Source organism: Vibrio panuliri (assembly GCF_009938205.1).
Lineage (GTDB): Bacteria > Pseudomonadota > Gammaproteobacteria > Enterobacterales > Vibrionaceae > Vibrio > Vibrio panuliri.
The window spans coordinates 1,113,800-1,136,055 of record NZ_AP019654.1; the positions used below are offsets into that span (position 1 = coordinate 1,113,800).

Below are 22,256 nucleotides of genomic sequence, written 5' to 3' on the forward strand. Positions count from 1 at the left end.
TTACGATTCCTGATTGCCACTCCACTACTTGCCATTCCTAATAGCTATCCCACTATTTGTCATTCCTGATAGCCGCAGGCGTAGTCAGGAATCTCGCTCTTGGCAACTCTCACCATGTACAAAAAAGGCTTCACCGTAATGAAGCCTTGTCTTTCTGAGCACCCAAACCTTGTCTTTCTGACAACTAAATCATGTTAATCCTTGGCACCTAACCCCTGTCATCCTCGCGAAAGCGGGGATCTCTCTTTTGCTTCAATGTGTTTGCTAGCAGCTATGTCCCGCTTAAAAGTCATCCATCTCTTTCGACCTTGGTGAAAGCGGTCCAATTACTCTTTGCTATGCCAAAGAGTAATCAGAAAGGCATTTTGATATCACTGGTGTTGTCCGGCCGGTTTTAGGCGTTCCCGACGCCGAAAACCTAAAAATTCGTCCTGAATTTTTACCTGATACTCATGAACAATTTGCCATTTCTAATAGTTATCCCACTATTTGTCATTCCTGATAGCCGCAGGCGTAGTCAGGAATCTCGCTCTTGGCGACTTTCACCACGCACAAAAAAGGCTTCACCGTAATGAAGCCTTAGTCTCTTTTATAAGCTTAACTGCAAAGCCTATTCGCCATCTTCGACTAACTGCATGCCGCGCATAGTTAAGCCACATAGCATGGTTGGCATCGCGTTAAAGATCTCTTCAAACTGCTCTAGACCTTCAATGCCTTGCTCTGCCAATGTCGCGATAGACGTTTCTGGATCATAAAGCATGGTCAGTGACAGCAAAACACCACCAAGAAGGGCATTGTCTTGGCTATCTTCTGGCATGATCGCTTCCCAATCATCACGAGAAAGCTGCCAGCCTTGCAACAAACCTTCACAGAAATCGCGAGTTTGCTCTGTAACGATCTCTTCTTCATCCAAAGCGCAGCTTTCAGGCCATTGCCATTGGTTGTTCATTAGCTCTGGACGGTATTGGTTCCACAATGCAATCACTTGCTCGATATAACATTCAAACTGTTCACCGTCGCTAAATGGTGCCACTTCTTCACCACCCCAAAGGAATGGTAACCATTCATGTGGGTCTAGTGAGTGAGGCGCAGCCGCCATGGCAGTCACAAAGCCTTGTGTTTTTGCTTGGTTAATCAGTTTGCCTTCAAGCTCAGGTAGCGAAAGGATTTCTTGTAAAGTCAAAATCAATACCGTTCAGTGTTAAATATTGGGATAGCGATATAGTAACAGCCCATAGTTAACAAAAATAGTTGGCTGGTGGAAATAGATGATAATCCATGGGTTTGTTTCCTTGAACTGGATCTACTCATAACACTCCCAAGCCTCGATATTGTGGTAATTTAGTTATATTGCCTATAATTTCTTATAAACATCAAAAATTCAGTTGGTTATGACTCAAAGCTCATCACTCAAGCGCCAAAGTAAATTTGCCCTTGCCGTCTACCTCGCGTTCGTTATCGCGGTGGTGGGGACGGTGAGCTATTTCGTTGTCGAACCACCGATACGAGATCAACTGATCCGTAATCTAGATTCACGCTCGCAGATCATCTCAAGTGAGATTCAATCCTCGCTAGAAAGTCCACTAGGCATATTGCAAAGCATTGTTAGTGTTGGCAACACAGGTAAGAACCCGCAGCTTCAAGCGGAGATGCTGCAAAGCCTATTTCGCGTTATCGATGGGGTGGCTGTAAGTGGTGGTCTATGGCCCAAACCGGATGCAACCGATGCTAATCAGCCCTATAAGAGCCAGTTCTTTAACCGCGCCAAAGACGGCAAGATAGATCGCATCTATTCATGGGATAACCCAGCAACTGGCGGTTATGATGGCGAGTCTTGGTACACCGAGGTCGTCGATAAGCCAATAGGCACGGTTGTGTGGTCTTCGGTATATATCGACCCATTTACCCATGTGCAGATGATCACCGCCTCTTCACCTTACTATGTCGATAACCAATTTGCGGGTGTCGCAACGGTAGACCTATCACTAGAGAGCCTTGTGGATTACGTAAAGCGCCATGCACAACAGCATGAGCTTGGTGTGCTGATCCGTGATGGCAATGGTGATGTGGTTATCGAACACAATTATAAGATCGTTGAAGGGATCTACATTAGCGAGCAGAAGTTTGGTGATTTTGGTTGGACGATTGATGTGGTGAATGCCAACCGCTTAGTGTCGGACCAAGCGTATGACATTGTCACCAAAGTTGAAATGGGGATTATCCCGATCATGCTTTTGTGTGTGCTGATTGGCTATGTGGTGATCAACCGTTCATTGATTGACCCGATTGCGCATATTGCGCGAGAAGTTGATGACTCCAAGCATGGTGGCCTAATTAACTTAAACTACCGTAACGATGATGAGATTAAACACTTGATCGATGTGTTTAATCAAAAAACGGTGTTCCTCGAGCAAGAAAAGAAAAAAGCATTAGCATCCACCCGAGCCAAAAGTGCTTTCTTAGCCACCATTTCTCATGAAGTGCGTACGCCAATGAATGGCGTGTTAGGTACTGCGCAGATTCTGCTAAAAACCGATTTAACGCCGGAGCAGCGCAAGCATCTAAAAACACTCTATGATTCTGGCGACCATATGATGATGCTACTCAATGAGATCTTAGACTTCTCCAAGATTGAGCAGGGCCATTTGGAGCTTGAGCGAGCGCCATTCCCTCTGGAATCAATTTTGGGCAGTATTAATAGTGTGTACTACACCTTATGTGCTGAAAAAGGACTGAAGTTTGCGATTGAGAGTGACATCAGCAAGTTGCGTTGGTACATCTCCGATAAGGCGCGCTTAAGACAGATCCTGTTTAACCTGCTTAACAACGCGGTTAAGTTTACTTCTCATGGCGCTATTACCGTTAGCTTTGCTGAAGTGGAGATGGAAGGGCGCAACTACCTTAATATTAAAGTGACCGATTCTGGCGTAGGGATTGATAGCTCGGCACTGGATAAAATCTTCAAACCCTTTGTGCAAGCAGAGTCTTCAACTACTCGTCGTTTTGGTGGGACAGGGCTTGGCCTTGCGATTGTGAAGCAAATCAGTGAACTGATGAACGGCGACATCTCAGTGCAGAGCAAGTTGGGCGAGGGCACGACCTTTGATGTTCTGCTAGAGATGGAAATATGCCCGCCAGCGCAAACCGAAGTGCGAGAGCACAAGAAACTCGACTACACAGGTTTGAAAGTGTTGATTGTGGAAGATAACCGCACCAACACCATTATTATTAAGAGCTTTATGGCGGGTAAAGGCTTTGAGTGCCACTGTGTAGGTGATGGTGAGCAAGCGGTAGAAGCGGTGCAAAATAGCCAGTTTGACCTGATTATGATGGACAACCATATGCCACGAAAAGATGGCATAACCGCAACACAAGAGATTCGGGCATTAAGTTGTGCAGGTGCCGATACCTTAATTTTTGGTTGTACCGCGGACCTATTTAAAGAGACCCAAGAGCGGATGATGGCTGCAGGTGTGGACGGCATTGTTTCCAAACCCATTGACGAGAAAGAGCTTGATGATCTGCTCTACCGACACTCAGATAAGCTCTACCAGTTTAAACCTCTGCATGGTAGCCAAACGCGGGTGCCATTTAACGCAGAAGAGCAGTTAGTTTCACTCTATATTGCGGTTGAAGACCGCAAACCAGATGATGCCCATCAGATCTTATCTAAGATGTTTAGCCACTTTGAGCACAATGAAGAGAGTGACGCTGGTGCGTTACTTGCTCCTCTAGTTAAGCAAAAACAACTCCCCTCACAGCAAGAGCTTGATGTACTGACCGTTTTACTAAAAGATGCCTGATTTACTGATAATTTTATAAACGCAGAACCTTCCAATAAATAGCTAATGTCGCCCTAGTGACATTAGCTATTTTCCTTTAAAAACCAGTGGTTTATCCATAACTCTATTTTAAATAAAGTATCAAATTCTAATTAAATAATGATTTAATAGCGGTATTTACTGGCTATTTCTCAAATGATGGCTTTTGATGTTGCACAATTGTTGTTATAACAGATTTATATGTTGAGGTTAGAGTGAAAGTCGCTGGATCATTTAATATTCGAAATGCATTAGCAGATACCTTTGCTATGGTGGTTTTTTGTTTTGTCACTGGCATGCTAATCGAGATAATTATCTCCGGCATGACATTTGAGCAATCGCTGGCTTCACGGATGTTATCTATTCCGGTCAATATTGCGATTGCATGGCCTTACGGCATTTATAGAGATGCGGTATTACGCTTGGGTAACCGTGTATCACCATCAAGTTTTATGAAGAACTTATGTGACTTGGTGGCATACGTTTCATTTCAATCGCCAGCGTACGCCTGCATTTTGTTGGTGGTAGGTGCGACCCCAGAGCAGATCATCACAGCAGTGGCTTCAAACGCGGTGGTATCATGTGTGATGGGTGTGCTTTACGGCCACTTCTTAGATGCTTGTCGTAAATGGTTTAAAGTGCCAGGCTACTACACCCCAGAAATGTAGGTGTACAATCTGTCAGCAAATCAGACAATACGTAACCAATCAAACGCGCATAATAGGATTTTTTAGGGTTTGCACTTGACCTAAACCCATAGAATCATTAAATTAGCGCCTCGTTAGCAAACAATGCTAACCACAATTTGATTCGGTGAGTTGTCCGAGTGGCTGAAGGAGCACGCCTGGAAAGTGTGTATACGGCAACGTATCGAGAGTTCGAATCTCTCACTCACCGCCACATTCTAAGCCCCAGCAGAAATGCTGGGGCTTTTTTTGTTCTACATAAATTAATAATTTATATTCCTTATGACTCGCTAGATTCTTTCCCTATAAGCCTATATCGATGATTGTAAGTAGCGCTTAAAGTAATGTAAGCATACATAGCTGAGATTTGTTCCAGCAGGAAAACTGGGACCAAAAGGGTTATGTTGGCCGACGTACGTAACTCTAGCTCTTGGTAAGTTTTTGATTTTAAAAATAAATATTATCAAAGTAATGCTAAAAAGTCGTCTACTATACTCCTTGTTCAGGCGCTATTTTTATGGAGCGATCGTATGCCAAGTAGAGTCCTTTACAAGGTAACAGCTGCAGATGTTAAGAATTCAAAACCCTAACCTAAGGTGAAATAAATGGGTGAGAATAAAAATGAGAAGGTCGTTTCTAGACGAATAAGCTATGGGTGAATTTGTACCTTTATGTACGTAAATCTGGCTCTAAAAGTTGGGAGTTTAAGTTCATTAATAATAGGGGTAGAACGACATTTATAGGGCGAGGTGGATACTCAGAAATATCATTGTGAGAAGCTAGAAACAGTGCAGAGGTTTGCCGCTTACAAATTCGATAGGGCAAAGACCCTTTAGAAGAGAAAAAAGTGGCTCAAATAGTGAAACAGAATGAATGGAAAAATACATTCAGAGAGTTCTCAAAGGTATTTTTGGACTATGAGTTAAAACGAGGTATCTCTGACAAAACACTTGGTTTAAAGAAAGCGCGAGTTATAAATCATATCAATTCACTCTTTGGAGATATCACGCTATCTCAATTGTCAGCCAGTGTTGCAACTGATGGATTACAGAAGTTCCTAGATTATGATCGATTGTCCCTGATGGCCAAACTTATCGAATTGCTAAATGAAATAATGGAATTTGCGATAACACCTGATGTGTATTAGTTCCGACTAGATCTGACAATTTGAAAAGAAGAGAGTCTGACTGGGGAACAGCATTACTTGCTTTGTAGCCCACAGTTTTGTGAGTCGTGTATGTTTTAGGAAAAGTGCAATAGATGACCTCCTAAATTAATAAAGACGGTGAAAAACTAAGCTGGCACTATTATCGAGAAAAAGATGTGAATTTTTTCAGGGAAATTAGCGGAATATGCACATGTACACATTATATTAGTTTAAAATACAGAGTTATACAGTATTGAGCCTGACTAACAGCGTAAGCCGGCCTGGTTATTACCTGTATTTCTGCCTATCTAACATTTTCATGGGGTTATAACACTTGATTGATTTACGAACCGCACTGAGTGTGATGTCAAAATCGTCGCCATATGCAGTCTCTACAGAGAGAGACGCAGTACTATCTACGGACCTAGATGCTGTAAAAAAGTATCTTTATGTAAGAACTGACATCGAAGACAAATTTGTTAAAGAATTGAAAGAACTATCCTCGACAGATAAGAAATTAATTTTTTTGTGTGGTAGTAGTGGTGATGGAAAGTCTGAAATACTTACAAAGTATAAGAAAGAATATCAAAATAGAGCTGACTTTCATCTTGATGCAACCCACAGTTTCCGTCCGACGGACACCGCAATTCAAACCTTGGACAAACTCTTTTTTGATTTTGAGCGAGGGGGGAGGTCACTAGTCGTTGGTATCAATGTGGGAATGATGGGTAACTACGCAGAGGAAGGTGATGTTATCTCGGTGAGAACATCGATAAAGAACTACCTAGAGCATGAAACAATACCGGATAACCATGTTTACCTCAATTTTGAAGACCACCCTAGGTTCACCCTCGAAGACGAAGGACACAGCTCTCAGTTTGTTAGTGACTTGCTAACTAAAATTACAGCGCAGGAAGATAACCTGATCCGCCAGTACTTTGATAAAGAGCTGCAGTCAACAAGGCCGAACCAACGTTTAATATCCAACTATCAGATCTTGAGCCGACCAGAGGTTCAGGCTGTCATTATTGATGTGCTTTTCAAGGCTAGATTGATAAAAGACCAGTTTCTAACGGCGCGCTCTCTGTTGGATTTTGTCTTTCATTTATTGGCTGGCCCTGGTCTACTTCAAGACAATCTTTTTGCATCTCGAGAAAACGAGCTAACCAGTAAAATCACAGAATTTGACCCGGCTAACGTCCATTCTAAAGGGCTGGATGCCTTCGTTTTGGCCCGCAATCTGAAACTGGAAGACGGCGAATTTGACATTTTCTGTTCTGGGGTAAAGGAGTTAGTGGGTGGCGGCAATATTAGTGCGAGCTCTTATGTAAGGTTGTTTTATTTGCTGCGCCAGACAGATGTAAGTAACAACTACCACCTCCAGTTCGCTAGTGACTTTGATGAGCAGCTCTTATTTCATTACTCGAAACTTTGGCAAACCCATGTGAATTACAGCGGCGAAGTAGCTGAGCGTAAGATGTTGCGCGAGTTTTATCGAGATACTGCAGTCGCAGCCATTCATAAATACATTAACCGAAATGCGCCAGAGTTGAGTCGAGGCGAGTATTTTGTCTCGAGTCACAACGGAGTCCAGCTCGCTGCAGAACTGGATATTCAACCATCATTTGACGACATTCAATGCGATAATGGGCGTTCTATCGGGCATTTTTTAGCTTACTTCAAAATCGGTGATGCGATCATTCCAATGCCAATAAGCATCAACCTTTTGAGTTTGATGCTACGTATTCTTGAGGGTTACATGCCCAATAAACACGATAAGACGACAGTCGTTATGCTTGATGAAGTTACGGCTCACATAGCAGATGTCGCGAGTAAGGCTACATCTCTTTATGTTTTGGATAACGGAAAGAAAATAAAAATCAACAACATCGAAGATGAGTACTTTGAGGTAAGTGGACTATGATAGTGGCGCAGATCAGAGCGGATCTCCCGCAGGCAAGTAAAGATGTAAACCCAAGTAACGCTTTGAGTAGTTACTTTCCGATCCGAACAAGCGATAGGAAAAACAAAGAGATCTTTGACTGGGATACCGTGCTCGGTTTCACAGTCAAAAACGCTTATCGTAAGTACCAAGAGCTAGACGTTGAGGCCTTTAAATCTGGGGTAGAAGCTCGTTTTATTGGTAAGCTAGTTGGAGAAAAATTTTGGCTAGTACTCGATAAAATGTACTTTGAGCGAGAAGGGTTTTACAACATAGCTCCCGAGTTTTTGTTGTTTAAAGCGAATAAAAAACAAGGGGCAACGGCCAGCTCTCGTCTAGGGGACATGTACTCAAGCCTTATGCAGGATTTTCTTCCAACCGAGAAGCTCAACGTATCGATGAACTTTCTCGAGCGAGAGCTTTATGAAGAGTTGAAGGAACAACTAAAAAAACAATCCGGAAATAAGGAATCGAAAAGCAAGAAAAATGAGCAGGTTATTGGAAATAATGAGTACCCGTACCTACCCTTCTTAACCAAGCACTTTCAACAAGACCTTCACTTCTTAGAGGAACATCCCAAGTACCTCCTTTCTAAGTTTACTGATTTTTTGCGTTTGTATGCTGTCCTCTACACATCTCAACTTGCGTTGAATCTAGGTAGCTGGCGAGAAGGTAAACCAGGACCAAAGCGTTGCTACTTCATTTTAGAAAGTGAAAAGGCTAGTGAAGAGCGGACCAATGTGAAAGATTTTGGTTTTGGACAGCTGAACCGAGCAATGCATAATATTTTCCCCTATTTGGCAATGAGCGACAGCCTACAGATACCTAAAGCGCGTAAGCAACCTATCTGGAAACTTGCTCAGCAGCTACAGGAAAGTCCGGAGCTTGCGGAAAAGTTAAGTAATTACGCAGAAGCATTTAATGAGCGCCGTGGCCTTGACCAGAAAATAGTGCAAACAAAAGACCCCTTGGCTGCTTTGGAACAGCTACTCAAGCTATCGAAAGATGAGTTTGGGCGAGGTATGTCCAAGCACTCAATAAATAATGAATATGTCCAGACTATCCAAAGAGAGCTGTGCTCAAATTTCATCTATAGCCGAGGACGTATTGGCAAGGTCTTGGTTATAAATCAAGACTATTTAATGTTACTCACAAATCTTGTGATTGGAAAGCAAGAGAAAATGCGTTTCCACGAGCTGGTTTTAGCATTTGAATCTCGCGGCGTGTTTCTCGATAAGCAAAGTCATGCGGCATTAATCGAGTTTTATGAGCGAATTGGTAATGTGGAAAAAATGAGTGATAGTGGAGACGCAGTATATGTACGTAAAACCATTTGAGGACTTTTTGGTCGAGCTGTTTGTAAGTGATCTTGACTTCGAAAAAGCAGGAGAGAGGTATCACTTTAAATCGCCAGATAGTGCAAACAGCACGCGCCTCTACAAATCGTTTATGAACTTATCAAAGCGAGAAATCAATGCAGCAATCGGGGATGAGCTCATAAGTCTTCCGGTGGTTAATTGTGGAAAAATTAATTTAATACCTGTACTACACAGGGATGAAAAATCTCTCGGCACTAAGACGGCAGAGAGCACAACTAAACACGGGTTTACTGAAAATTTCATTTCAACTTTGCGTGATGCGGTTTCTGGTCAAAATGCTCAATTCAAGGGCTCGGTACTTTTAGTAATTCACAACAGTTCATTAGACACAATTATTAGCGCTTGTGATGATGTGGCTAAAGAAAATTCGGTTTGGCACCCTGAAAAGATTAAAGATGCACTTTACGATATGATCGGCATTGCATCGAAACTTAGGAAAGTATCCGAGTGCCTGCTAGAACAGAGATATAAACAAGTTAATGAAGACGAGTCCACAATGTTTGGCTTCGAGGGATTACACAAGGTCGTACAGGATGGTGATTTGAAGTTTAGCGAGCTCAACTTGCTAGATGACCCTAAAATCCTGGATTGGCAAGATAACCCGAAGCAAATTGAAGAGCGACTGGAGCAAAACCGGAAGCTATACGACCGTATTGATCGGATCACCAAGAATGAAAACGATCCGAATGAGTTGAAGGAGAAGCTCGCAGAAATTGACTTTGGTGATAAATTTATTAGTGAGCACTTTGGCGGCGATGACGCGTTTGGCTGGAAGCAAAGCTTAACCCTTGGAGAGTGTTTTCAAGAACAACAAAAAAACAAGCAAAATCTGCTCGAGCTTGAGCCTGAAATTCTGGACCGAGGTGAACTGATTGCTAAGAGCAAATCAGATACCAAAGCTGGTCAACGAGAGCGCCACCTAATCCTGTTATTGGAAGATGAACAGCAAACCTTCAATCTAGAGCTAAGCTTCTTAAATGGTCGAGTAGAGAAGAAGCAATGCTCGATCCAACATGACTACAACGGCGCCGTTGAGGTTACCGACATCAATAATACAGGGGGTAAGCGCAGCCGAGTTCTATTGGAAGGGACTTACACTGATAGCCCTGTCTTTTTTACCCTGTCATTAAAGCGGGACAAAACTGCCGAGCGCTTTAAATTTAAAGTTCTAGCTATTCGAGCCAGAGATTTCCATGTTGATGCATTTCGTACCAATTTCTTAATCCAGCCCGCAACCACAGCAAAGAAAACACCTCAGGTTGTGCTTCAGACTGGGGACAAAGCCCTTGAGATTGCGGAGCAAGGTTCGAAAGTCTCTTTAGAAAAGATTGGGCAGGAGTTCGACCGCGGTGAAGTCGGAACCGTCGACTTTCAAAAAATCGCGAATGAATCTGATGAGCTTCGTTTCACTGTCAATAACGGTGAAGCATCCCTGACCTTCAATATTGAGGGTCCTGATGCGACCGACTCGTTGAGATTACCTTTGATGCTCGATCAAGAGCGACACGGTAAGCTCTTTACTCGAGATGATTACTTTGGCCTATTCAGAGCAAACTCCAAAGTCGTGCTTGATAATAAAGAGAATTCTCCAGTAGGTCGTCGTTTAACACTGTTGCAATGGGAAGCCCAGCAGGTAGCACAGCGGTTGTTGAGCGGTGAAATTGTCGATGAAAACCCAGAAGGCGAGCAGCTTAGCATCGCAGACCTTGAAGTCAGTTACCCTAATCTGCATATAGCGTATCGTGAACTTTTCGACTACTGCGTGGACAACCGTACCCTGATTAGCTTAGCTGGATGGGGGCCAAAGTTCCGCGATTTAGTAAAAAAGGTCGTCCAGCACTATTACGAGGCGCTAGATACCATTGAAAATGATGTGGTATTGAACGACCAGCAAAAACAGTTGATCAAGATAGGCTTTATCACTGCAGAAGGGCGAGAGTATATCTCACCATTTAGCCCGCTAGTACTTGCTCATTCACTGGAATTAGCTCAAAACATCGAAGCGGATCGTAGTGGTAGCTTTAAAGAGCTACCGCCGGTAACCGTCGCGCGATTGAACGCCCGTGGGTTATTACCTTATCTATATGATGCCCGTAATGGTTTTGCGTTTAGCCAAGAGGATAAAGACAATTCATTCTGGATAGCGCTGATGCCACAGCAGGAAACCAGCTACGCTTTTGTTCGACGATTGGTGAAAGATAAGGTCTCCGAGTTTAAAGAGGCATTCTCTTCACTCTTCTCAGTAGGATCACAATCTACGTTGATCATCAACTCCGTCAATAACCATAAAAACCGTGAGTTGTTCCTAGGTTTGGTCGATTACGTAAAGGGACAAAAGGACAAGGTCTGCCATATCCATGTCAACTTGTATGACGATAAACTGCTCTACAGCGAGTTCGATCGTTTTGCAGAAACCGGCAGTCACGAAGAGTTAAAGGCCCGATATGAAATAGACAAAGGCGGTACCAAAGCACGCGAGCAGGCCGATATGGTGGTCGACTTGCTACGCACTCGAATCACTTACAGCAAGTTCGAAAATGATAAAGTCGATGGTGAGCAAGCCTATGCCCACCTGAGCTTCTTCCTCAATAACAGTAAGGTTGAAGCCCGCGATGTTAACGTTGAAAAACAGCTTAGCGGTGTTTTGTGTCATGGACTTATGGCCGGTGAAGCCTCCGAGTCTGAGGAAGGCAGTTACAACACTGCTTTTGGTTTGCGTGGGGTAGATTGTGCCAACAAACCGCACCTGCAGATAGCGCAAAAGTTGAACAGTCTGATCAAGCCGGCTCGCCGCTCTGGTGAAAAAACCAGTAACGCCAAGTCGATGAGCCTAATGGTTAGCGACAACTTCAAGACGCTGTTAGACCGCTCATATGAGAATTCCATTTGGACTACTATCATCGATCCCAAAGTTACTTTGGATTTTTTTGACGCGTCTAATGATGCCGTGCTTATTCAATACTCAGATAACTACACTAACTCCACCAACTACGATGCAATTACAGTGACTAAGCAAACCGAAGTCTATAAAAAGGTTTTGGAACAAGGTGAAGGCGGCATTATTGAAGAGTTTAATGCTTTCAATGGTGAATGGTTACTGAAGATGGTCGCTGCAACGGGTAACCCAACGGCTATTGCTAACAACCGTAAAGAGAAACGTGGCATTATCGGCGCCTATAAATTCGTGAACTGCTTGCTAGCCCAGTCTGATATCATTTGGGTGCCGATGTCTGTGGCAGAGATGCTGCGCGTCGCCGGCAATATCGGTCTTAAAATGTCGGACGGTGACTTTTCCCGCAAATCACAAGGTTACCAATCTGGCGCTATTTCAGATGATGTCCTATTTGTAGGTTTTAAAGATCAGCAGATGTATTTGTTACCGCTTGAGGTAAAGGCGGGGCAAAAACAGACTCACAGTAAAGGGGTAAAGCAGGCACTTGAACTAAAACGTTACTTGTCTGAAGACATCCTCGGTCGAGATGACTTGGCTGGTAACCTATATCGTGGTTTGTTTATTCGCCAGGTGCTGATGCAGGTGGATAAGTATCAACTTTACGATCTGTACGAAGATAACTACTTCGATGCATTCCTCAATCAACGTGAATGGTGGCTTCAAGGAGACTATGGTCTAGCGGACATTGCAGAGTACCCGAAAGGGTTCTTGGTTTCCTTAGTAGAAAATGACACCTTCATCTGCGAGAGCTTTGAAGAAGTGGATGATATCCTGAAAATAGAACTACCTGTAAGTGATGTTACCAAGTTTATTGCTACGCCATTACAGATGCTCATCAATGACATCCGTCCGGAAAAACTGTGTGCGATACCTGAGCAGTACATCTTGAAAGGACAAACTTCCGGCGTTACGTCGATTTCAATGTCAACAAAGCCAGAGTCAGATACTGCTCACGCTAAGTATGAGCCGGACTTAGATACCGGAGTAGACGCGGTTGCACCGACCACACCAGCCACTGCTGAGCCAAAGCTATTAGTCGATGACCAGCGGTTGGTCAAAAATGGCACTGAGTCGCTTAAAGTACTGATTGGTCACGATGTACGTAACCAAGAACCGATGCTGTGGGAGCCGACCAATACCGCCAAATTTATGAATACTAACACCGGTATCATAGGCACTATGGGTACGGGTAAAACCCAGTTCACTAAATCAGTGATTACTCAGCTTTACCGTAACCAAGCAGACAACGTAAACAGCGCATCAATAGGTATGCTGATTTTCGATTACAAGTCTGATTACGTAGACGATAAGTTCCAGCAAGCGACAGCGGGTAAGAAGTTTAACCTTCATAAACTGCCATATAACCCATTGAGTTTGTTTGGTGATACGCCAATGTTGCCTGTGCATACCGCACGTGGTTTTTCTGAAACCATGGGTAAAGCGTTTGGTTTAGGACAAAAACAGCAACTACGCCTGCGTAAGCTGGTGGGTGAAGCTTATGAGTTGGCTGGTATTCGCAAAGCAGATCCAAGCACTTGGACAAAACCAGCACCAACAATCTCACAGGTGTGGGACTTGTTTATTGAAACTGATCCAGACGAAGATTCGTTATACGCGGCACTTGAAAGCCTATACGAACTAGAGATTTTCGAAGACGACAATACCAAGTGTATGAGCCTTTACGATCTTGTTGATGGAATTACAGTTATTGAGTTGGCAGGTTATCCGTCAGAGATCCAAAACCTCGTAGTAGCATTAACACTGGATTTGTTCTACTCACAAATGCAGAAGAAAGGTAAGCCAGAAGTTCAAGGTGATTTCCGACAAATCACTAAGATGATCTTAGTGGATGAGGCGGATAACTTCATGTCTCAGAACTTCCCAAGCTTACGTAAGATCTTGAAGGAAGGCCGTGAGTATGGTGTTGGTGTGATTCTGTCTACTCAAGACATTACGCACTTCCAAACAGGCGAGAACGACTACTCAAGTTATGTGCTTACATGGGTAGTTCACCGTGTGGCGAAGATTCGCCCGCAAGAGCTTAAAGCCATGTTTGGTGTAAACGAAAAAGCAGAACAAGAGAAGCTAATGGAAACCATCAATAAGCTAGAAAAGCACTACAGCTTATACATCGATGGTGCTAAGAAGATAGTCAAGATGCGAGATAGAGCATTTTGGGAGCTAATGTAGCAAAGCTTTGATTTAAAACGCCCTTTTAGGGCGTTTTTTTACCTTATTAGTACTAATACATTAACTCACATGTATAATTATAGGCATATAATTTGGGTGTTAGTCATGGAACTCATCGATAAAATTCAAACGATCTCACGCTGGCGACGTGGAGATCAACGCGCTCCACATAAACCCTTAATGTTGTTATATGCTTTATCTCAATATAAGCAAGGCCATGAACGCTTGTTCAAGTTTGAGAGTGAAGTAGATAATCAGGTTAAAGAGCTACTGGTTCAGTACGGTCCTTCACGAAAGGCTTATCACCCGGAGTACCCTTTTTGGCGCTTAGCCAATGAAAAGGATCCATTTTGGGAATTAAAAAACGGTGAAGACTGTATCCCTCGTAAAAGTAATACCGACCCTAAAAAGTCGGAGCTCATTAAATATAATGTAATGGCAGGGTTTGACGCTTCCTCATATCAAAGCTTAATTTCTAATCCAGAAATGATAGAAAAGATTGCTTCAAAGCTAATTCAAGACAACTTCCCTGATACGTTACAAGAAGAGTTGTTTGTTCGTTTTGGCTTTGAGGTGGATACCTCGACCAAGCAACGTGACCCCAATTTCCGTAAGAATGTTCTACGAGCTTACAACTATCGATGTGCAGTGTGTGGTTTTGACTTAGCTTTAGATACTGTCCCAGTTGGAATTGAAGCTGCACATATAAAATGGAAGCAATATTCTGGCGTTTGTGAAGTGACGAATGGTGTTGCATTGTGCAGTATTCATCATAAGGCATTAGATAAAGGTGTGATTACATTCAATAGCGAACTGAGGGTTCAAGTATCACCTGCGACTATAGGAGGGGATATGGTCCAACGATTAATTTTTGATTACGAAAGTAAAAAGATTAGTTTGCCCAGAGATGTTTTATTATACCCATCAGATAAAGCAATCGAATGGCACATGAGAGAGGTTTATAAAACGTCATAAATTTTTATTGGAAAATATTTAATTAGTTGTTGGGCTTTTTAATGTTATTGGTACTGTTAATAATTTTTTAATTATACATGAATACTATTTTTATCAGGAAACTGTTTTGGCTTCTAAAGACTTAAAGATTTTATTTGATTACTTGGGTGATAAAGGTGCACAAGCAATAAGAAATATCAATGTGGTAACATATTTTTTATTGGCTGTATGCTGCTTTGGTGGTGCTGGTATTTGGGTCCCGATGTTGGCAAAAGGAAATGATGTAGTGTATCTTTCTGGCGCGAATGTATTCACGTTTACATTTGCTTTACTTGGTTCTCTATTATGTGAACAATTGTTTTTTAGTAAAAAAGACCTAAAAGAAAGAATTGATAATGCTATTGATAGTGGCAGAGTTAATGAGACTTGGGATGAAGAGATGGACAATGAAAAATTGTCATCTTGGGGACTTTTTTTTGGTGTTATTAATGGAGCTTTAGCTGTTGTATCATACAACTATTATCCAAACGAAACATCATGGGTAAATGTTTTTACATTATGTTACTCTTTGCTTTTTTTCTTTCTTGCAACATCTGGAACTATAATTGAGAAAACGGGTGATGATGGCAATGATTGTGCATCAGCTTCAATTAGAAAAGAGTTGCAAAATAGTTCTGGTGAGCCAGGTCGAGGTATTTAGATCATGAATATTCCAGTTTTGAATAAAAATGAGTTTTATGCGATTAAAATTAGTCAACCATATGGTGACTTTTATTCAGTTGTCATTCAATCAGATATCTTACTCAAGCTTTGCCATAGCCGAGAAGCAGAGTATCGTGATGGGTTTATTTCTGGCGCTCAAAGGAAGCAAAGTGAAAGCCAAAAGAAAGATATTGCTAAGTTCATAGAAAGTGAACAAGCATGTTTTCCTAATAACATAATATTATCGGCTAACTATGATGAGCAAGATAACTTGCTAGAGTATGATTATCAATGGAAGTTTGAGCATATTCAAGGTGATCTATATAAGATATTTATACCTGATCTAAATATTAAATCCTGCTCTATTATTGATGGTCAGCATAGACTGAAAGCTTTTGAGTTAACAAAAACATCCCCAATGGCTATTAGTTGTTCAATATTTGATGCTTTAGAACCGCATGCTCAAGCAGAGATATTTGCAACTATTAATTTTAACCAAAGAAAAGTAGATAAGAGCTTAGCATATCAGTTATTTGGTGTGTCTCTAGAACATACAAATAGAAGTAGTTGGTCTCCCGATATGCTTGCTGTTTATTTTTGCAGAAAATTCAGCAAAAGTGGCGGTGTACTTCATCGAAGAATTAATTATAGGATTAAAAATCAAGATGTTGATAGGAGTTGGAATTTTTCGACATCATCATTTGTTGATGGGTTAGTTAAGCTAATAAGTAAAAGGCCAAAACTGGATAGGTATACGATTTATGATCGCACATTGAGTGGTTCTCCAAGTAGACAGAGATTACAGAATGAAGTTGACTGTCCATTACGTCCAATGTATCAAGAGGAAAATGACCTAGCTATTGAGCAAATTCTTACAGCTTACTTTGAAGCAGTGAATAAGCATATTTGGTCTAAAGTGAAAGACAAGTCAGACAATGTATTAGTTTCCAATATAGGTTTATTGTCGCTTTTTGAGGTCTTAGGAAAAGTACTCCTATCAAATGAAATAAACAGAGATCTATTAGAACGATTTGACACTGTTTTTTCTAATGTTGATTATGAAGAGTTCAAAAATAAGGAACTATATCCTGCTTCCACAAAAGGAAAAACAGCGATGGTTGCGGAACTTTTGAAGCAGATTGATATGTAGGGGGAGGGGGCTTGGGAGCCCTACCCCTACATCCTTAAATTGAAGATGATAAATTAATTAATGTTTTATGGTTTCTTAAACTAGCAATCCCATCTTCTACATGTGCTGCCCAAGCTTGTTGGTATTCTTTAGTATCAAGATCAGGGTAGTACATCTTCAACATTAGCTCTGTTACATCACTAGTCTCACCAAGCCAAGTATACTTATCCAACACAAGTGAGCCGTCTAACTTGGCTTCTTGGCCTTGATAACGGAAGTCACTTTCTATTGAACGGAAGAAAGCAATACGTGCCGATACGTTTGGAGTGATACCAGTATAGCCCTTCAACTTTTTAAGCTGCTCTTCAGTAGCGCGAGTCAGGTTCATACGATTAGGTAGCATTACACAGCCTCCTTAGTTGTTTCTCTCCAGAAGTAACCTTCCTTCAAAGTTGAAGACTTAGTTGTACCGTCAAAACAGATTTCGTAAGTGCGAGCAATATCGTCTTGAATAAGACTGGTGTAGTTTCTATCGATTTCTGTATCAGTAGATAGAATCACAACTTGGTGGCTGGCGGTAGGGAAGTAATTTTCTACCAGTTTGTCACGGTGGTGCGAGTCTAAGCGACCTAGTGGTGTATCAATAATAATTGGCAGTTTACGACCCGATGTACGACCTAGTGCTTCTAAAATTGAGATCGCGTAGATCTGTTTTTCGCCCGCAGACATTGCTTTACGATTGATCTTAATGCCGTGTTCATCGATTAACTCAACATCAAACGATGCTGGGTTAATCGAAGCGGATAGCTGCAAGTCTTCTTTACGAGCCAGCTTCTTGTAAGACTGCACAAACTCGTTTTCTAACTGCTTTACGCGAGCTTTAGTTAGCTGCTCCCCAAATTTCTCAAGTAATAAGATTGAGTTTTGAGCATTGCTAATACTCTGATCTTTATGGGATTGATCTTTGTTTTTATCGTGTAGTTTCTGAATCTGACGAGCTGTCTCTAGTGCTTGGCGCAATTCGCGTTTCGCTTCCTCAAGCAAAGCATGATACTCGATAATCAGTTTTTCTTTTTTCTTATCTAATGCGCGTACGTCTGCAAAAAGCTCTTGCACCTGCTCTTGTTCAGGAGCTCGTGCAATATTGTTTGAGGCGTTATCTATTTCTTCTTCTACGTTTTGAAGACGGGCTCGTGCTTCATCGAAACGTGAAAAAGACTCTTGAGATAGATTCGATAGTTGATAGTCAATAGTATTTGCTTGGCGGTCAGAGATATCTAAAAGCAGCTCGGCAGAATCAAATTCACCCACGTGTGCTTTGAAGCTATCCGCAATGGCATTTTGAGCCATCTCTGTATCAAAACTTGGGTACTTTGAACGTAGCGTTTCTAAGAATGAGTCCAGCTCGTTACCAAAGTTTTGTTTCTTTTTAATCTGTTGTTCTTGCTTGATCTGAGTTTGAAGACGCTGCATGGCATTAGGTGCTAGTGCGAATGGAAGACTTGTCTCCATTTCCATGCGAATTTGCTTTTCGAGCTCGACTTTCTCTTTGAGCAAGCTATCTACTTTTTGTTGCTCATCTTCTCGAGTTTTAGCCCAAGCGCCGCCGTTTTGAGATAGCTTGTTTTCTAGACTAAGAATATCTCGCGATGTGAGCTCAATTTGTGCGTCAACGATGTCCGCTTTACCACGAAGTTTCTCTGCATTGCGCTCGTGGCTGATACGTTGCTCATCAAGAGAATCTATTTCCTCTTTTAACGATTGGCTTAGTGCACTAGAGCCTTGTTTCTTCAAGAAGATATTTAAGTCACTCTTGAGTTTTGCGATAACATCTAAGCCCAGTAGACGACGGACAGCAGTCTTTAGCACTGTACCTGACTCATCTTCTGCCAGTTCTGCGATTTTTTCACCGTCGAAAAAGAACAAGTCAGCGATGCCTGTTGGGATCAGTTCGTTCAGGAACCCCTGACACTGCTCGTAGTTGAGCTCTGGGATTCGGAAGCCATCCTTCTCAAGACAAAGGCTATCTTTTTTACCACGCTTCCAACCACGAATGATTTTGTAGGTATTTTCTTCGCCGTTTTGGCTATATTTGAACTCAAGCTCGATCGAGGCGTTATCTTGCACGCCACCATGCCCTACACCTTTGTGAATAAGCTCAGATAGAGCTTCAATATATTCGCCATTGGAAAGGACTTGGCTAAAAGATTGGCGCCCAAATAGAGCTAAACGCACAGCGGTTAGGATCGAAGTTTTACCAGCTCCGTTTAAACCGCCAAAAAGAATAATAGGTCGTTCAGTGCCTTTAATCGGCCCATTTTTACTTAGGCGGGCAGGAGCTGGGCGCAAGTCGATTTCATGAACGCCACGGAACACTCGAAAGTTGTTGAGAGTTAGTCTTGTAATTAACATTTCAGTATTTAAAACTCTTTTTGAAGCTGCTTGTCTAGATCGGCAAGTTGCTCGTTATAGCGCTCGATCTCTTTTTGGTGGATATCAAACTCGGCTTTACTTTGCTGCGAGGCATGCTTTTGCTTGATTTCTTCTAAGCTTCCCCAATCTCGTTTTAATAGCGATGCGATTTTATTGGAAATGCCACTACGACGGCTTAAACCTTCCATTGAGACTTCTAGTTCGATAAGCTTCATGATCATCTCTGGTGCAATATCAAAGTTGTCACAAAGCTCATGAATTAACTGTGCATCATCTTTACCAAAACTCGCGTTGTCGTCATAAACCCAATCAAGGTCGTAACCATAAACATCTTTGAAAATCGTAGGTAAAGAGTCGTCCCAATCTGGTTCATTTGGATCGTGAATCCACTCTTGGCGAATAGCATGAAGTTCAGGGACGGTGATCAGCTCGATCTCTCTTCCTTCAGCTTTAAACTTCTTATCCAGTTCTAGCAACTCGCGCAACCACTGGCGACGATACTTTAGCCAGTATGGACCCGGAGTATAGCGTGACCAAAACCATGCTCTACGCTCTTTTGAGTCCTTGGTATCAACTTGGTAAATAACAGTTTCGACAACAGTTTCACCGTCAAGAATCTCAATCGATAAAGGCTGACTATCAGTATCGTTAATGATACGAAATTCTTGAGTATCATACAGCTCATCACGTTTTTCAGTTTTAATGTACTTAATTGCTGCTTCTGGAGTTTTTATGTCCCAAGGTAATTTTTTGATTTGATCGTGAACTCGCCCAGTTCTTCTCTTAAAGTTTCGATACTCATCTTTGTCTTTGGGTACATTGGTCGCTGCAAGCTGGTTGCGGAACTCCAGAAGGGGAGCCATCCACTCTTCCCCGTTCTGGATCAGGCTTTCCATTGCACGGTCTTTAGTTACGACAGTACATGTCCAGCATCCGAAGCGAGAGTTACCGCATGATGGTGTGGATTCATCTATTACTAATGGGCATTCTCCTTGACCTGATGAATCACGATAGAGATTCCAGAGCTTTAAATTTTTTCCACCCCATGGGTTTCGCCATTCTTCGAGGTCATATTTGTTTACCCAAGATTTAGATATCCCGTTTGGTGTTTGTACCTGCTTTTGGTGACTGAATCGAAGAATTTTCCAAACATCATCAACACCCCAGGTATCGATAGGGGTGAAAATGAATGCATTAGCTAGTGTTGTGTGGCGGGCTAATCTTGAACCGTCAATTTTATGTTTCGCAATGACCTGCGCACGTGATGCACTTTCTTGGCTGCGAGAGCCAAGTACGACAATCACTTCGTCAAATTGTGAGACTTTAGACTTGATAAAGTCGCTCACAGGGTCAATTTTCATTCTTTCTGTACACCAACGGAAAGAGCGTGTTGGTGCCGGATAGCCTTTACCAAGCAAGTTTGCCCAAAACGTTTGATTGTCTTTAGGGACGACTTTATGGCAAGTAATAGGTAGGTTATCGCGCTTCGCACCTTTCTCAATAGCGGCTAATGAGTCTTTGATGTGGTTAACGACTACAGGTGTTTCAACAAGTGTGTCTGAAGATACAACAAAGATTGGTTTTTTACGGTCTTTTGGTTCTAAGCCAAGGAGTGCCAAGTAAACTAACGACATGACAGCTGATGAATCTTTACCACCGCTGTAGCCAATTACCCATGGGCGTTTGTCGGCACAGTAGACACGCTGCACGTCTGCAATGTAGTGGCTTAGTCTGTTATTTGCGAAGTCTTCTGCATTGATAAAGTCTTCGTATTCGGCTAGGTCTTCTGCCAGTTTTAGCTCGTGTATCATGATAACTGCTTCTCTAGAGCTTTTTCTTCTGGGGTTAGTGGTAACCCAAGTTCAATTTTTAGTGCATTGGCAGTAAGTTGAATGTTCTGTGTAGACTTACTTAGCTTGCCGTGGTTCATGCTTCGTCTGATCCATTCCGGATTGGTTTTTAACCAGTTAACTTTGGCTAACTTCTGAAGCTTTTCTTTCCATTGTTTTGGTTCTTGGCATAGTAGGTGTTTACCTAATACGCCAATAGCATGTAGTCCAACGCCATGTGCGTGAATGTACTCTTGGCGAAGTTGTGCTGGTGAGACTTGTTTATCGATCACCATTTGCCAATCTTTTATATGACAAGTTACTTCTTGCCAAAATTCAGCGGCGAGTTGCTTCTCTTCTTCACTGAAGCCATCTTTAGGACCTTTGCTCAAGAGAGCACGAGTTGATTGCTTGATACTACTCAGAGTGAAAAGTTTGTTCGACTTTGGGCTGATATTGGACTTCTCCATTTCAGTCAAGCCGATGAACGGTTGCACCTTAGTTGCTAGTTCACGAGCAAGTTCAGAGCTTTCATCTCTGTGGTCATACAGCGTACCTAAAGATGGGCTAGGTTTAACCGCATACTTGTTTAAATCGGCAAACATCTGTTGGCTACGAGTCAACCCTTCATCAATAAAAAACAACACGGGAATGTTGTCTTGGCCTAGGTCTGGGTTTTCTCGCAGAGCTTCTTCAATTGCCTTACGACGATGTTGTCCGTCATTAATCAAGATTTGTGCATCCATAGGAACTTTTAGAGTTCCTAGATTCGGCGCACCATCATGATCGTCGAAGGAAATATCAACACCCACAGATACTGTCAATGCGGAAAAAACATAATCTTTTGGATTATCAAGAAGGTACTTAACCATTTCAGGAATACGAGTTTTGTTCAACGTTCGCTGTGCTCTTAGCTCAGGAGGAACATCATCTTCGTTATAACTGAAAATTTTCGGGATAATTCTAAGAGGGCACGTCGCAATGTAAAATGGTCGTCCTGCTTGAATACCTCTAACAGCAGGAAAAGAGTAGCAATAGCCTGAATCTTGATTTTGCATAGTTAGCTCTAAGTTATGTTATTTCTCTATGAC

Annotated in this window: 14 protein-coding genes and 1 tRNA gene; 10 read left to right on the forward strand and 5 right to left on the reverse strand. The window is 42.2% G+C overall.

Features of this window, described 5'->3' with window-relative positions; all coding sequences use genetic code 11:
- Positions 1-610 precede the first annotated feature (610 nt).
- Entirely contained in the window at positions 611-1,183 is a 573-nt protein-coding gene (locus GZK95_RS05105) for a UPF0149 family protein (RefSeq protein WP_075709656.1), read from the reverse strand.
- 208 nt (positions 1,184-1,391) lie between these two features.
- On the opposite strand from GZK95_RS05105, the gene GZK95_RS05110 reads away from it, so the two are divergent.
- The 10 genes from GZK95_RS05110 to GZK95_RS05155 all read left to right on the forward strand — a co-directional run bounded on the left by GZK95_RS05110 (position 1,392) and on the right by GZK95_RS05155 (position 16,924).
- Positions 1,392-3,803: a hybrid sensor histidine kinase/response regulator gene (locus GZK95_RS05110; protein WP_075715408.1), complete on the forward strand. Its 2,412-nt coding sequence runs from the start codon at positions 1,392-1,394 to the stop codon at positions 3,801-3,803.
- Between the two features lie 233 nt (positions 3,804-4,036).
- A complete protein-coding gene (locus GZK95_RS05115; protein WP_075709188.1) occupies positions 4,037-4,489 on the forward strand; it encodes an L-alanine exporter AlaE in 453 nt (150 codons plus the stop codon).
- Between the two features lie 144 nt (positions 4,490-4,633).
- Positions 4,634-4,721 (forward strand) — tRNA-Ser (locus tag GZK95_RS05120).
- Between the two features lie 633 nt (positions 4,722-5,354).
- A complete protein-coding gene (locus GZK95_RS05125; protein ID WP_075715409.1) occupies positions 5,355-5,654 on the forward strand; it encodes a hypothetical protein in 300 nt (99 codons plus the stop codon).
- Between the two features lie 334 nt (positions 5,655-5,988).
- Positions 5,989-7,578 carry a DNA phosphorothioation-dependent restriction protein DptF gene (gene dptF, locus GZK95_RS05130; RefSeq protein WP_197740168.1) on the forward strand — a complete coding sequence of 530 codons (1,590 nt, stop codon included), beginning with the start codon at positions 5,989-5,991 and terminating at the stop codon, positions 7,576-7,578.
- Positions 7,579-7,838: 260 nt separating this feature from the next.
- Positions 7,839-8,933 carry a DNA phosphorothioation-dependent restriction protein DptG gene (gene dptG, locus GZK95_RS05135; protein WP_232061569.1) on the forward strand — a complete coding sequence of 365 codons (1,095 nt, stop codon included), beginning with the start codon at positions 7,839-7,841 and terminating at the stop codon, positions 8,931-8,933.
- Positions 8,914-14,118, forward strand: a complete 5,205-nt coding sequence (dptH, locus tag GZK95_RS05140) for a DNA phosphorothioation-dependent restriction protein DptH (protein ID WP_075715411.1) — start codon at positions 8,914-8,916, stop codon at positions 14,116-14,118. Before dptG ends, dptH begins: the two co-directional genes overlap by 20 nt.
- 105 nt (positions 14,119-14,223) lie before the next feature.
- Positions 14,224-15,093 (forward strand): phosphorothioated DNA-binding restriction endonuclease, encoded by an 870-nt coding sequence (locus GZK95_RS05145; RefSeq protein ID WP_075715412.1) that lies wholly within the window; start codon positions 14,224-14,226, stop codon positions 15,091-15,093.
- A gap of 106 nt (positions 15,094-15,199) precedes the next feature.
- Positions 15,200-15,772, forward strand: coding sequence for a hypothetical protein (locus GZK95_RS05150; RefSeq protein WP_075715413.1), 573 nt, complete (start codon positions 15,200-15,202; stop codon positions 15,770-15,772).
- Between the two features lie 3 nt (positions 15,773-15,775).
- On the forward strand, positions 15,776-16,924 hold the full coding sequence (locus tag GZK95_RS05155; protein ID WP_151148863.1) for a DGQHR domain-containing protein: 1,149 nt from the start codon (positions 15,776-15,778) through the stop codon (positions 16,922-16,924).
- A gap of 34 nt (positions 16,925-16,958) precedes the next feature.
- Here the strand turns inward: GZK95_RS05155 and dndE are convergent, their stop codons facing one another.
- The 4 genes from dndE to dndB are packed head-to-tail and all read right to left on the reverse strand — an operon-like array spanning position 16,959 to position 22,223.
- On the reverse strand, positions 16,959-17,306 hold the full coding sequence (dndE, locus tag GZK95_RS05160; protein WP_075713425.1) for a DNA sulfur modification protein DndE: 348 nt from the start codon (positions 17,304-17,306) through the stop codon (positions 16,959-16,961).
- Positions 17,306-19,315 carry a DNA sulfur modification protein DndD gene (dndD, locus tag GZK95_RS05165; RefSeq protein ID WP_075713423.1) on the reverse strand — a complete coding sequence of 670 codons (2,010 nt, stop codon included), beginning with the start codon at positions 19,313-19,315 and terminating at the stop codon, positions 17,306-17,308. Before dndD ends, dndE begins: the two co-directional genes overlap by 1 nt.
- 8 nt (positions 19,316-19,323) lie before the next feature.
- A complete protein-coding gene (locus tag GZK95_RS05170; RefSeq protein ID WP_075713421.1) occupies positions 19,324-21,147 on the reverse strand; it encodes a DNA phosphorothioation system sulfurtransferase DndC in 1,824 nt (607 codons plus the stop codon).
- Positions 21,144-22,223, reverse strand: coding sequence for a DNA sulfur modification protein DndB (gene dndB / locus GZK95_RS05175; protein ID WP_075713419.1), 1,080 nt, complete (start codon positions 22,221-22,223; stop codon positions 21,144-21,146). The genes GZK95_RS05170 and dndB overlap by 4 nt, the downstream gene beginning before the upstream one ends.
- Between the last annotated feature and the right edge of the window lie 33 nt (positions 22,224-22,256).

Bases quoted from the DNA above. Each gene is read 5' to 3' on its own strand.
- GZK95_RS05155 (WP_151148863.1), top strand. From the start codon at position 15,776: ATGAATATTCCAGTTTTGAATAAAAATGAGTTTTATGCGATTAAAATT.
- dndD (WP_075713423.1), bottom strand. From the start codon at position 19,315: ATGTTAATTACAAGACTAACTCTCAACAACTTTCGAGTGTTCCGTGGC.
- GZK95_RS05110 (WP_075715408.1), top strand. From the start codon at position 1,392: ATGACTCAAAGCTCATCACTCAAGCGCCAAAGTAAATTTGCCCTTGCC.
- dptH (WP_075715411.1), top strand. From the start codon at position 8,914: ATGTACGTAAAACCATTTGAGGACTTTTTGGTCGAGCTGTTTGTAAGT.
- GZK95_RS05145 (WP_075715412.1), top strand. From the start codon at position 14,224: ATGGAACTCATCGATAAAATTCAAACGATCTCACGCTGGCGACGTGGA.
- dndE (WP_075713425.1), bottom strand. From the start codon at position 17,306: ATGCTACCTAATCGTATGAACCTGACTCGCGCTACTGAAGAGCAGCTT.
- dptG (WP_232061569.1), top strand. From the start codon at position 7,839: ATGTACTTTGAGCGAGAAGGGTTTTACAACATAGCTCCCGAGTTTTTG.
- GZK95_RS05170 (WP_075713421.1), bottom strand. From the start codon at position 21,147: ATGATACACGAGCTAAAACTGGCAGAAGACCTAGCCGAATACGAAGAC.
- dndB (WP_075713419.1), bottom strand. From the start codon at position 22,223: ATGCAAAATCAAGATTCAGGCTATTGCTACTCTTTTCCTGCTGTTAGA.